Source organism: Actinomyces vulturis (assembly GCF_001687305.1).
In the GTDB taxonomy this organism is placed as follows: Bacteria; Actinomycetota; Actinomycetes; order Actinomycetales; family Actinomycetaceae; genus Actinomyces; species Actinomyces vulturis.
Genome location: NZ_KV700385.1, coordinates 342,351 through 354,512, shown reverse-complemented (window position 1 = coordinate 354,512; position 12,162 = coordinate 342,351). Strand labels below are relative to the sequence as shown.

Sequence of the window (12,162 nt, the reverse complement as noted above, 5' to 3'; positions counted from 1 at the left end):
TGTTTACTGTGACGTGTTGTGGGTGTGGGGGGGGGGCCGGCTGCTGCGCAGCCGGCCCCCCCACGTGTTTCAACGGTGACGTCTGCTCACTAGCGCTGCTGGACCAGGATGGCGATGATGAGGGTAATGAGGCGCTGATGATAATCGATGTGTTGAATGGGTGACATACCACCCGGTATGTAGTGCAGTGGTGCAGCCGAGGGTCAGTATTTCTAAGTTTACGGAGAATGAGGCATGAATAATTCCCGCAGGGTTCGTTTCATTGCTCCGTAAGTCATTCCGGTCGGTTAGATGATGGAGGGCCACGCCCAGGCAATCGTTGCAGATAGGAGCGGAATTGCTGTGATGGCAGCAGCATAGTGCGCTGCTAAATGTTGGCTGCCGAGAATGGAGATGTAGCGATGCGTAGCTTGAGTATTCAGGGCGGTATCGTTTGAAAGGGATGCCCCCACAGCGCAGAGAAAACAATGAGCCCGATGCTTGCGAAAAAGCGTGTCCATTGGCTAGAACGAAGCACTGTATGATCGGCTATCAATTGAGCATGGAACGGTGAACTCGGTGTTGACAGACCCCGGCTGTTGTAAAAAACTGCACGTAATCGTGAATGAGTTTTTGGATGGGTCATCACTGAAGAAATTGATGGTAACGTTGAGAATCCGAGGATCGTTGGATAAGTTAGAAAATACTTCCCGGGGGAGTATCAAGGTGATGAATATCGTGATCATCCCAGCCCGAAGGCGCGATTGGGGATGTAAGGAAATCAGTATTTCCCGCGTAAAAGAGTAAGAACGAATGAAATCGAATATTGCCATCGTCGGTTATTCAGGGAATGGCGATAGCGGTTACTGCGCTTATTTGCATGAGTTCGCTGTAGCGCCGCGAATATGAGCGATGAGAGCACTGGATTCGGCGGCGACTCATGCGATGAATGAGTATGGTGCGAGAGGCTATGAACACGCAATCGCGGCGATACACCCGTCGATGAGAGTGATGCTTAAGGGAAGTATGAGTGGATGTGTCCATGCGGCGGGAAAACGAGCATCAAGAAATCCTAATGACATATCAGTGTATGCTGCACCGATCCACAAGATGCTTGTGACGAATGTTCTGGCTGTGACGGCGGGTAGTGCATGACGCAACTCGTAGAAAAGAGTGTTCGATGAAGAACACCCATGAGGTTGAGAATTGACGATCGTGTTCATCCTCTTTCAGTGACATGCCGGTCATGGCAATAAAAGCGATGAGAGAGGAAACGATGAGTACTCTAACAATCGCAAGGTCGACGAAGATTAACGGGGGAGGCAGAGTGCCGGTTCCATACAAACTTCCATCGGGTAAATGTGTTCCGAACTCATCGCTGATGAGCATGAGGTCGGTGCGCTGCATGGTAGCTGGGGGACGGTAATAGATATGTCTCTCCCGGGCCGTTTCTAACCCTTCATCTTTGATCAGACCATCAACTGGCCCAAATACTGGCGCGATGTGTGGCTCGCGCTGCAGATCGTCGAAGGCGCTCGGACTGACGATGCTATGCCCAGGCTGGGGCTACTGGGAAACTCCTGGTGGGAGTGGAGAATCGTTATCTTGAGGAATGAGCGTAATAACCGTAACCGGGTCATCATGGATTGGCGTGAAAAGCGGAGGAGCGTAATAGATTCCTCCGTTGTTTGGTGGTTGATTAAGAAATGATGCTGGCCGAATAGATGCGGCTCTTAGTTCCCGTAAATTCTGCGAAAAATGTTCGTACGTCAGAAAGGTCAATCCACAGAGCAGAACCGTGCTTGCTAGAACTGTGTGACCAGGATTCTCAGGGAATTATGGTGTGCTGTGTCAATCTTTTTGAGTAGAGAGTATGTAGACACTGGTGGTGATGTCATGTGTCTTCCCTGCGAAGTAACGTGACCTTGTGGTTTGCTCAGTGAGCAACCGCAGGGTCGTGAGTGACCACAACAACTCTGCACTGACAGCGGTGAGCAACTTCAGATATTACGGTGAGAATAGAATCTCTAGTCTTCGAATCTAAAGCACCTGTGGGATCATCGCACAATAGTAGTTGTGGTGAGATCATGAGGGTTCGGGCTAGGGTGATTCGTTGCTGCTCTCTATCGGAGTATTCATAGGGGAATTTTTTCTGGTCGTGAATCCGTAGTTCATGAAGAAGATCAGAAGCACGGCTCGGTTTATGAGTGGAACCTGAGTGTCTAATGAGAGAGGGGAGAATGACATTTTCGTCGGCGGTTAATGGCTCAAGAAGCGCACCATCTTGAAAAACTGTGCCGATGAGTGTTTTGCGTATTTCCCGTGACCAGCGTGAAGGGCGACGTGGTTGTTTTTTCCCGCCACTGTGACCCTCCCGGCTTGATGGGGAATGAGTTCCAAGATGGCTTCAAGGAGAGTGGATTTTCTATATCCGCTCTCACTTGTTATCGCGATAATATCTCCAGGGTGAACACGCAGACTGAAATTCTGCACGATAGGTGTCTGGCCACGAAAGACTGCAAGTTGGTCATTGTCGAGAATCAATTCGTTATGAGCAAGAGGGGTACTTTTCGGCATTGTGGGCACCGCTTCTCATATGGCGACTTATGTGCGAGTGCTTCATTCCCCCTCCTAGAAGGGTGGTCTACAACACCAAAGTGCGCCAGGTCGGGTGGGACCTCCAGGGGTCTGCGTATTACATACATTGAGCGTGTGGCGGGTGTCGTACCCTATTGAGTTTGAGTGTGTATGAACAAGGGTGCGATATCGACTCACTCAAAGGTCACGTGGAGTCTAAGAATAATCGCGTGGCGGCCGTTACGGTTTCCACTACCGCTACAACAGTGTCGATCAGCGCGAGTTACTGGCCAGGCTGCGTCAACTCGTGTCCCTGCGGTTGAATTTCTTTACCCCTTTACCCCTAAACCCGTCGGGTGGAGTACTGATGCCAGTGGCAGGCGTCAGCGCCTCCACGTTGTCTCTTCCGCCCCCGTTAGGCAGATTGCTGGTCTCGGGCGTGATATCACCTGCCCAGCAGGCTGCGCCGGGGTCGATATAACGGGTCTCCACTGCGGCCGCATCGGCCGAGTATTTCTTGTTGTGTTCGGCGTCGGCATTCATTTAGGGAGCCAGCAGTTAGGTGCACGACATGGAAAGGGGCCGTCACTGCTTGGGCTTGAGGGAACTCCTCAACTGCAGCGGTTTTGAACCCTGTGAACCCGTCCATCGCGACGGTCTGGATTCCTTCACGTCAGGCCACCTTGCGTTGAGTAAGTTAGGCCTTGAACACGGTCTTGGAGCAACCTTCGATCATGTCGAGGAGCCTGGCTGTCCCGTTGCTCTTGGGGCTACTTTTCGCACTCAGTCAATGCTTTTCTTGGGAGACTTGGCGCAACTAAGGCCAAGTCTCAATGGCGATATCTGGTTATTATGAAATATCCGCGAGATAGTTCTCGTAATCTGGGCGAAGAGCGAACCCCCATACGTATGTGCGTCCACTTTCATAGGGTTCAAGTCCTCGAATTTGGACGAGTGGTTCTTCGCGTCCGGTTGATAGTGCGTAACGCGATAATCGAGCAGTTTGGTCCCTCTTATCCTGACCATAAGGGCGCATAACGTATACATAATCGTCACGAATCATCATCTGCATGGAGCCTTGATTTTCAACACGAACATCGTCAATCGTAAATAAATGATCACCGATCCCTGTTGTTAAATCGATCGAAAAAACCTTACCGGTATCTGTTGCTAGATAATACATATTTTCTTTTTGCATACCGGGTGTCGTCATCGTATCTTCAGGCAGGATGTCAAGAGCATTACCATCGGGAGTCATCATGTACATGTAGGTACGGAATCGCTTTTTCAGGTCCCAGACTTGGAATAGCGGGGCACCGGAAAAGCGTTCATCGCGAGTGAATGGTTGCCCATGTGGAATAGTCCTTTTATATAAAGGTAAATATAGGCAATTGTTGTACATAGGGAAACCTCGGCATAGTGATTCTCCCTCAGAATCACTTGATACTGCTGCAAGAACTGATTGACTACTCGGTTCTCCGGGAGAATAGTGGCGCACAAGGAAGTCATAACCATCCCGCAGTGTTTTCTCAGTCCCTGGCGTTACTTGTGATCCTGTTGCCTGAAACACGCGAGCCGCTTCAGTTTTTAAATGAGGGCAATATGCGGTGGTCGCAACGGAATAGAGTGAATCGTTATCATAGCCAACATTAAGATAAAGTCCTTGAACCTTACGGTAGGTAACTTTATTTTGATCGCCGATCACAATATTTTGATCATATTGCCCCCCAAAGGGGTTGCCTCCAGAGTTGTACATGGTGATAAAACCACTCTGGTCGGCGGTACTGAATCGAGAAATCTCATGATGCTCAGGTCCACCGCGCTTATGTGCAGTCAGTTTCTCGTCAGTGACGCAATATTCATAATCGAGTCCACCAAAGAAAAGGCCGCCCTTGTTCCATAGGGGGTGAGAGTCATCAATCATTCCGATATCGAGGGCCTGAGCATTTCCATTGGGGTGAACAAGAATAATAAAACCGCGTTCTTTACGAAAGCCGAATTCAATTCCTGATTCGCGTGCTTGAGTTGCTAATTGAATGGCGCATATTACTCCGCGTGTTGTTGCTTTTTCAGGAGGAATAACTTTGATTGGGCTTTGCGTACATGCGCCTGCACTTAAGATGGTTGATATAGCGAAAGGTAAGCCAAGAACTGAGCGTCTTGATAAAGAAAAGTCGCTCATCGCACAACCCAATTAACCCGTGTTTTACTTGATGTGAAAATATCGATAGGGTAGACGCCTTTTCCTCCGTTGCCATCTAAATCAATGCCTGCACCTTTGCTGTAGGCGAGCCATACAAGTTGAGAACAATTTAAAGAACCGTTGTCTTTTTTGTTATTCCAAAATATAAGATTGTAAGGGCGATGCCGTAGGTTTTTGTATGCATAGTCTGCCGCTTTATCCCTTTTTCCTTGAGTGGTATTTACTTCAAGAAGGTTGGCTCCTGGCATCACATTAATAGTAGTATTATAGTACCAATCGCTTTTCCATTCTGGGCCAGAAGCCTCCACAACCCAGTATGTGTCACCATAAATACCGACATGTCCAGCACCAATAGCGGTTTGAGTGAAATAAATATCGCTTTTGTGGTATGAGGTTGGAAGTTTCACTTTCCCTGACTCACTAGAGCGGTCGCGATACTGTCCTGAATGACGTATTGCCTCAGATTGTTCAGCGAGCGCAGCATCTAAGGCTTCCTCGGCAGTGATTTCTTCGTCAATGGCGTATTCGTTAAGAGCTTGTCTCACATCGTCTTCTGTGGCTCCCAGTGTCATCGTAGTGAGTTCAGCAATTTTGCTGTCTTGGCTCCGAACGTTTTCTGCATCCGCAGGAAGGACGATGAGTACGGCAAGCGCTGCCGTAAGGACTGACGCAAGGGCGCAGATCGTCTTCGATCGCCACTGTGAATTCACGAGAAGACTCCAAACGTCATTGAATGGACTTACTTGTGAATATTATATTTCATTTCAATGAAAAGCATAGATTACCTTTCCTCGTTTTATATTGAGGCATCTTTACGGTTAGGTGTGTTAATGCGGTAGATCGGCGGTGCGGTCAGTGTGTGGACGTTGAGGTTCCTTTGGACGTTAAGTTCCGCTGAGCATTAATTCTGAGCGATCGCACGGCGCCGTTAGTCATGAGTGAGCACGCCTGAATATGGGCCCTCTCAGTGAGTGCTGAGGCGCCTTGCGGATGTTCACTGTGACGTGTTGTGTGTGGGGGGGGGGCCGGCTGCTGCGCAGCCGGCCCCCCCCCACGTGTTTCAACGGTGACGTCTGCTCATTCGCTCCTACTTGATGAACAATCAATGAGAACTGGCGATCACGGCCATAGTGGCCAGGGCAAAAGCCAATTCGTAGAGGCCTGCAAACTTCAGACAGGGGATCAGAGCGTGCCCCATGGCTCCGCGAATTACCGGCTCAAGAGCTTTCTTCACTAACACCGCCCACACGGCCACGCCGATGAGCATGACGATGGCAAAGACAAAAATACGCACGTCAGCAAGACCCATGCCGTAGGTGGCCAATGTGGCAGCCCCCAACACACCAGGAACAATCAGCAATACCCCATAAGCAACGCGTGCACGGGTCTGTCCCAAACGCACTGCTAACGTCATCTTGCCGTGCGTCGGATCGGTATCAATATCGCGAATGTTGTTAACCATGAGTAAGGAACAGGCAATCAAGCCCACGCATGAGGCCAACACCCAGCCCTGCCATGGAACATCACCACGCAACACATATGTGGTGCCGGCAGTAGCCATAAGCCCAAAGAAAATAAACACAAAAATCTCGCCAAGCCCCAAATAGCCATAAGGCTTAGACCCGCCGGTATAGAACCAGGCAGCTAGAACTGCAGCCACACCCAACATGAGCATCCACCATTGACCACTCAATGCCAGCACAGCGAGCCCCGCAAGTCCGGCCACGCCAAAGGAGGCAAAAGCCATCATTTTCACCGTATGAGGGGCAACCGCGCCGGAAGCGGTGAGACGGGGAGGACCGGAGCGATCGTCGTCGGTGCCGCGAATCCCATCCGAATAGTCATTGGCAATGTTGCATCCCACCTGCAAGGCTAAGGCCACCACGGCTGCCAACAGGGAGAGTGCCACGCCTACCCAAGAAAACGGAAACGCAACCGCCGCACCCACCAACACTGGTGCCACAGCAGCAGGCAAAGTTCGCAGGCGAACGACTTCAGCCCATTGCTTAGCAGACGGCACCTGCGTCCCGGGCGTATGGGCCTGGGAAGGGGTGGAATACTTAGCCATAGTTTTCCTCGATCGGTGCGGCACAACACAACGTCGTGAAGTCTACGCCAGCACACGCCGTAGGCTGGAGTCATGAACTCCTCCACCGCACACGCGCGCGCCTTGGTGAGCACACTGATCCGTCATAATGTTCGTTATGTTGTTTGCTGTCCGGGCTCACGCAATGCGCCCCTGACGTATGCATTGGCGCAAGCTGAGGCTGCAGGGCTGATCCACCTGCGCGTGGCCATTGACGAACGCAGTGCCGCCTTTATCGCGTTGGGTGTGGCGCGCGGAATTGCCGTGGTAGCCGGTGATGAGCAATGGGCTAGCGCCCACGAGAATGTTCGTCCGTTGGCTGCGGTGGTCACCACCTCGGGTTCAGCCGTAGCCAATCTTCATCCGGCTGTGGCAGAAGCAGATGCCGCAGGTATTCCCCTCCTCGTTATCAGTGCCGATCGCCCCCATGAAGCGGTGGGAACAGGAGCCAACCAGACCAGTGATCAGCCTGGCATGATGCGTTCAGCCATGCGCTACATTGCTGATATTCCCGCAGGATTGGCTGGCGACCATCCCGGTGGCGAGCAGCAACTCATTGGTCATGTCACTCGTGCCATCGCTGCGGCCTGTGGCGATTTCACCCACGACCCCGGCCCTGCACAGATCAACATGCGTTTACGCCCACCGTTGGTTCCCGCTGATGAGCCCTGGGATCTGGAAGTTTTGCGTGCGCAGGCAGGTTCAGCGATTCCGTCGACTTCCGCTCCTGCGGGTCTCCTTTTGGGGGATAGCCTCGTCTCTTCTCACACACTGTGCACGAGTAGTTCGTACGGTGGGCAGGGGGCCCACCTCGGTGCCAGCGCTACGCATGGCGGACAGATGACTCTCCCCGGGCATGATGTGACGCGTGGCCTGGTCCTCATCGCTGAAGGGGCGTCTGCTGACGCCGCTCACGCGGCACTCGCATTCGCTCAACGCCGCGGATGGCCAGTGTGTGCAGAACCCACCAGTGGTGCTCGCGTTCCAGGATGCCTTACCGCTTATTCTTCTGTACTTGCCACAGACCTAGCCCTTGACATTGAGGCTGTGGTGGTGTGTGGCCATCCCACTCTCTCTCGCCCTGTCACTGCTCTCCTGTCGCGTACAGACATCCCCATTACTGTGGTGGCACCTCACGCCCGCTGGTGGGATGAAAGTGGATGTGCCGCGTGCGTCATCAGCGAAGAACAGTTCATCACCCAGGTGAATAACACTCAATGGGGAAATCAAACTCCATCCCGCGACGAGCGTGAGGTGGGTGAACAATGCACGTCGCGTACTGTGGAGGAGTCGCCGTGGCAGCAGCAGTGGCGCTATGCCTGCGAGCATGCTGAACACACTATTGATGAGGGGTGGGTCGCCCACAGTGCCTCCGTTCAGGCTGATGCTGAGGGGTCGGCAGTCAGCGCGCGGCAGGTTGCGCTCGTGGTCTGGGCGCAAAGCGAGAACTTGATCCTCGTCGTCGGCAGTTCCATGGCGATTCGCTATCTTGACCAGAGTGCGCCAGGACGAGCCCACGCAGGCCGAGTTATTGCGAACCGAGGACTGGCTGGAATTGACGGAACAATTTCAACAGCTATGGGTGTGGCCTGGGGGAGTGGACGCAGCGTACGTGTGCTGTGCGGTGACCTCACAGCAGTCCATGATGTCATGGCTTTCAATATGGGATTGAAAGAAGATGATCTGCCTGTTCACGTGGTCGTTATTGACGATTGTGGCGGGGCAATCTTTGCAGGCCTTGAATATGGCAAGCGGTGTGCTCAGTATCCCAACGAGCGTGACTTTTATGAGCGCTTCTTTGCTACTCCGCAGCGTGCCGTCCTTGAAGAAATTGTGAAAGCTTGTGGTGCTCAGGGTGAACGTCTTGTCAGTCTTGATGCCTTGCGAGAAAGTCTCCAAGCGCCGGTTTTCGGGACAAAAGTCAGTGTTGTCGACTGTAGTCATTCAGCAACCATCCAGAAAACGCCAAGAAAAGCATGAGCAAATTATCGGAAGACGCGCAGAATTCGGGGGTTAACTACCGGCATTCTTAATGACCCCGCGAGAACGCCTCGAGTTCACCAGCGAGACCCGCTCGCATTGTCCCGGGAGAACACCATGACACAACCCCCCAACCCCTACACTAACGGCACCAGCCCTATTAGCCCTTACGGTCCCCCTTTAAGCGCCGATGCCGCTACGGAATCCGGAAGTGTTCAGTCGATGAGCTCCGGAGATAACCAGGCAATGCCCGGTGAGGCCGGCCAGCCCATGGCCGCCCCTATGCCCACCTATATCCCGCCTGCACCGGCTGTCAGCATGCCAGGCGAACAGGCTTCCGCCTCAGCATCGTCCTCTCCGCAGCCATCCTTGCCTTCTGCGAGTGCAGCACCGGTTCGTGAAAAACGTCGCGGCCCAGGCTGGGTAGCTCTTATTGCTGCCACACTGGCTGCCGCTGTTCTTGCTTCAGCAGGAACAGCAGGCACGATGACTTTGCTTGATAACTCCAGTCACCATAACTCTGCCCCTGCCATCACCGCCGCTCCGTCACCCAGTCAAAAAGGTGATACTCAAGTCATCTCATCGACCGGCACTCCGGCAGACTGGGAAGCCGTGGTTAAGGCCGTAAATAACGCCGTGGTTTCCATCGCCGTACGCACCCCTGAGGGTGAAGCAGTTGGATCCGGTGTCATTTATGACGAACAGGGCCACATTCTCACCAATAACCACGTGGTAGGAACTGCCACTGAAATCCAAGTCACCTTAGCTGACGGTCGAATCTTCGCTGCCACTCTCACGGGAACCGATCCTGCCACCGACCTGGCTGTGATTGCTTTACAAGATCCTCCTACTGACCTGACCGTGGCCACACTGGGTGACTCAGACGACCTTGTCACGGGCCAAAACGTGATGGCAATCGGCAATCCACTCGGTCTGTCGTCGACGGCCACCACCGGCATTATCTCCGCTCTTGACCGCCCGGTAGTGACCACCCAGAAAGCTCCTGCCCCTGAGCAGGATAGCCAGGGTATTCAAGGACTTTCTGGACTGCTGGGGCGGACCCAAACCGCACCAAACCGCGTCTACACCAACGCCATTCAGATTGATGCCGCCATCAACCCAGGCAATAGTGGCGGGCCCTTGTTCGATGAACATGGTCAAGTTATCGGTATTACCTCATCGATTGCCTCAACAGGTGGAGGTGAAGGTCAGGCAGGCTCCATTGGCATTGGCTTTGCTATCCCGATCAACCTAGCCACCAAGGTTGCAGACCAACTTATTGAGTCTGGAACTGCTACCCATGCTTATCTCGGAGTCACTGTTGATAACGGTGCTGCACAATCTGATGGTGTGGCTCGCGCGGGAGCAACGATTACAAGCGTGGAATCTGGGTCTCCTGCCGAGGAGGCCGGTTTACATGAAGGTGATCTTGTTACCGCAATCGACGGGAAGACCGTCTCCCAGGCGGCAGCTCTCACGGGATATGTTCGTCAGTACTCCGCTGGTGATGACGTCACACTTACCATTATTCGAGACCACAAGAGTCAAGACGTAACGGTCAAACTTGCCGAACGTAAGGATTCTTGAGAAACGTTGGAGACGTCGTTTCATCGGTATTAGGGGGAAGCGTGTAATGCTGTGAAAAGCAGTAAGTTGCTGACCTCACTGATGTATCGAGGTGGCGCTGAGTGAGAAAAATCAGGCGATCACCGAGCAGAGGATGCGGCCAATGCCTCGAGCATTGGGCGCATCTTTGCTCGGGTCTCCTCCCACTCATCACGAGGCTGGGAATCAGGCATGATGCCACCACCACCCCATACGTTGAACTCCGTGTCGCTGACGCGTGAAGCACAGCGCAAGGCAATGCACCATTCACCTTCACCATGCCAATCCACCCACCCCACAGGGCCGCTATATCGCCCACGATCCTGGTGCTCAAGCACATCGATAAGGTGGGCAGCATCTTTGCGCGGAGTACCGCAGACGGCAGCGGTAGGATGGAGAGCATCAACCAATGCTAAGGCTCCCGTATCGCCTGCCACCTCTGCACGGACATCTGTGGCTACGTGGAGCACATTGGGTAGACGAAGAATAAAAGGCTCACTGGCTTCTACCCACGCACATAGTGGCTCTAAGGCGTCAACTGCTGAACGGCTAGCAACTTCATGTTCGCGACGATTCTTCGATGAATGCATGAGCCAGTTAGCCATGGTGTCGACTTCTGCTGCGGAGGCATTGCCGCGACGAGCGGTTCCTGCAAGAACCCGTGAATGAACGTGTTTATTGCTTAGTCGCATGAGCAATTCAGGGGTAGCGCCCACCATCGTGTCCACAACGAACGTCCATGTAGTGGGAAAGGACCGTGCTAAGTAGGTCGCAAGACTCCCCATAGTGGGGGCAGTGGGGCAGTGAACTTGGAGATCGCGAGCCAGCACTACCTTGACTGCCTCTCCTGCACTTAAACGCTCAGTTGCCTGAGCAACCGCAATCTGAAACTCGTCGTCACTTAGCGTCCCGGGGTAAATGCTCAATGCGTTTATGGCATGCCCGGATTCCTCAGTGATTCCTGGAGAGGACATACTTGTCGTGGATACCTTGCTGTATTGATTAACAGGCATGGCGTCAGTGATTTCAGAAAAAGTTCCACTTGTCAGAGCGCTGTTAATATCGTGGGCAACGCAGGCCCAACGAGCGGCGAGAGAATCAGATGCACTCGCGGTTGTGTCCCTTTGATAAGCCGATTGCGCATCATCGTCTGAGAATCTGCAGGGAGAAAAAGCATCTCGTTTGTTGCTATCGCAGGATCGTGAAGTGTCAGCAATATCGAGAGAATCTTCGCGTAGTATCTCCAAGACAGTGAGCCAATATCCCATAGCGTCACAGCCAACTATTACCTCAGGGATTACAAGAATAGAGTCTTCACTTGAGTTGGGAGAAAAGGTGATGGTACCGAAACTAAGTGGACCAGTGCCAGGGCGGGAGACGGTGTCTTCCCATTGAGACCGGCCAATAACGTTACGCCACTGAGTACGCAGTGATTCCGTGCGGTCCGCCCCACTGGAAGTCAGTGTCATTACACGGCCCCAGCCCACTAATGAGGGAGAATCAGCGGCCAACGACCCCTCACTGCGAATCCAGCACACACAGTCATCGCGCTCAGCAATGAGAGAGGTTAATACCTTGTTGGTATTCCTGACATCAATCGCACCGCCCCAATGAAGTGGACGGGTCAATGCGCGCAAACCTCCCACCCTGCGATGATGAAGATGGGGTAGTGGAGCGGAGGTGGATGTAGGTGTGTACGCTGCGTCAGCGCAAAAATGCTCAGTCATAGCGA

The 12,162-nt window shown here is 53.0% G+C and carries 9 protein-coding genes and 2 pseudogenes; 2 read left to right on the top strand and 9 right to left on the bottom strand.

From position 1 onward, the window contains the following. Positions 1-1,062 precede the first annotated feature (1,062 nt). The 8 genes and pseudogenes from A9753_RS01465 to A9753_RS01430 all read right to left on the bottom strand — a co-directional run bounded on the left by A9753_RS01465 (position 1,063) and on the right by A9753_RS01430 (position 6,827). Complete coding sequence (locus A9753_RS01465; RefSeq protein WP_067779167.1) at positions 1,063-1,386, bottom strand: hypothetical protein; 324 nt, start codon at positions 1,384-1,386, stop codon at positions 1,063-1,065. 529 nt (positions 1,387-1,915) lie between these two features. Then, positions 1,916-2,302, bottom strand: a pseudogene (locus A9753_RS10150) (ATP-binding cassette domain-containing protein); the annotation flags it as partial. Beyond that, entirely contained in the window at positions 2,239-2,556 is a 318-nt protein-coding gene (locus tag A9753_RS10145) for an ATP-binding cassette domain-containing protein (protein ID WP_141673244.1), read from the bottom strand. The gene A9753_RS10145 and the pseudogene A9753_RS10150, both read right to left, overlap by 64 nt. Positions 2,557-2,856: 300 nt before the next feature. Further along, a complete protein-coding gene (locus tag A9753_RS09575) occupies positions 2,857-3,099 on the bottom strand; it encodes a hypothetical protein (RefSeq protein WP_067779158.1) in 243 nt (80 codons plus the stop codon). Continuing rightward, a pseudogene (locus A9753_RS09975) lies at positions 3,014-3,313 on the bottom strand (transposase); the annotation flags it as partial. The gene A9753_RS09575 and the pseudogene A9753_RS09975, both read right to left, overlap by 86 nt. Before the next feature lie 93 nt (positions 3,314-3,406). After that, positions 3,407-4,738, bottom strand: a complete 1,332-nt coding sequence (locus A9753_RS01440) for a hypothetical protein (protein WP_067779152.1) — start codon at positions 4,736-4,738, stop codon at positions 3,407-3,409. Then, positions 4,735-5,469, bottom strand: coding sequence for a hypothetical protein (locus A9753_RS01435; protein WP_067779149.1), 735 nt, complete (start codon positions 5,467-5,469; stop codon positions 4,735-4,737). Before A9753_RS01435 ends, A9753_RS01440 begins: the two co-directional genes overlap by 4 nt. 392 nt (positions 5,470-5,861) lie before the next feature. Next, positions 5,862-6,827, bottom strand: coding sequence for a 1,4-dihydroxy-2-naphthoate polyprenyltransferase (locus A9753_RS01430; protein WP_067779146.1), 966 nt, complete (start codon positions 6,825-6,827; stop codon positions 5,862-5,864). Between the two features lie 72 nt (positions 6,828-6,899). Here A9753_RS01430 and menD point away from each other — a divergent pair, with 72 nt between their 5' ends. Beyond that, entirely contained in the window at positions 6,900-8,825 is a 1,926-nt protein-coding gene (gene menD / locus A9753_RS01425; RefSeq protein WP_067779143.1) for a 2-succinyl-5-enolpyruvyl-6-hydroxy-3-cyclohexene-1-carboxylic-acid synthase, read from the top strand. 117 nt (positions 8,826-8,942) lie between these two features. Further along, positions 8,943-10,412 carry a S1C family serine protease gene (locus A9753_RS01420; RefSeq protein WP_083090175.1) on the top strand — a complete coding sequence of 490 codons (1,470 nt, stop codon included), beginning with the start codon at positions 8,943-8,945 and terminating at the stop codon, positions 10,410-10,412. A gap of 119 nt (positions 10,413-10,531) precedes the next feature. Here the strand turns inward: A9753_RS01420 and A9753_RS01415 are convergent, their stop codons facing one another. After that, a complete protein-coding gene (locus tag A9753_RS01415; protein WP_067779140.1) occupies positions 10,532-12,157 on the bottom strand; it encodes an isochorismate synthase in 1,626 nt (541 codons plus the stop codon). Positions 12,158-12,162: the final 5 nt, after the last annotated feature.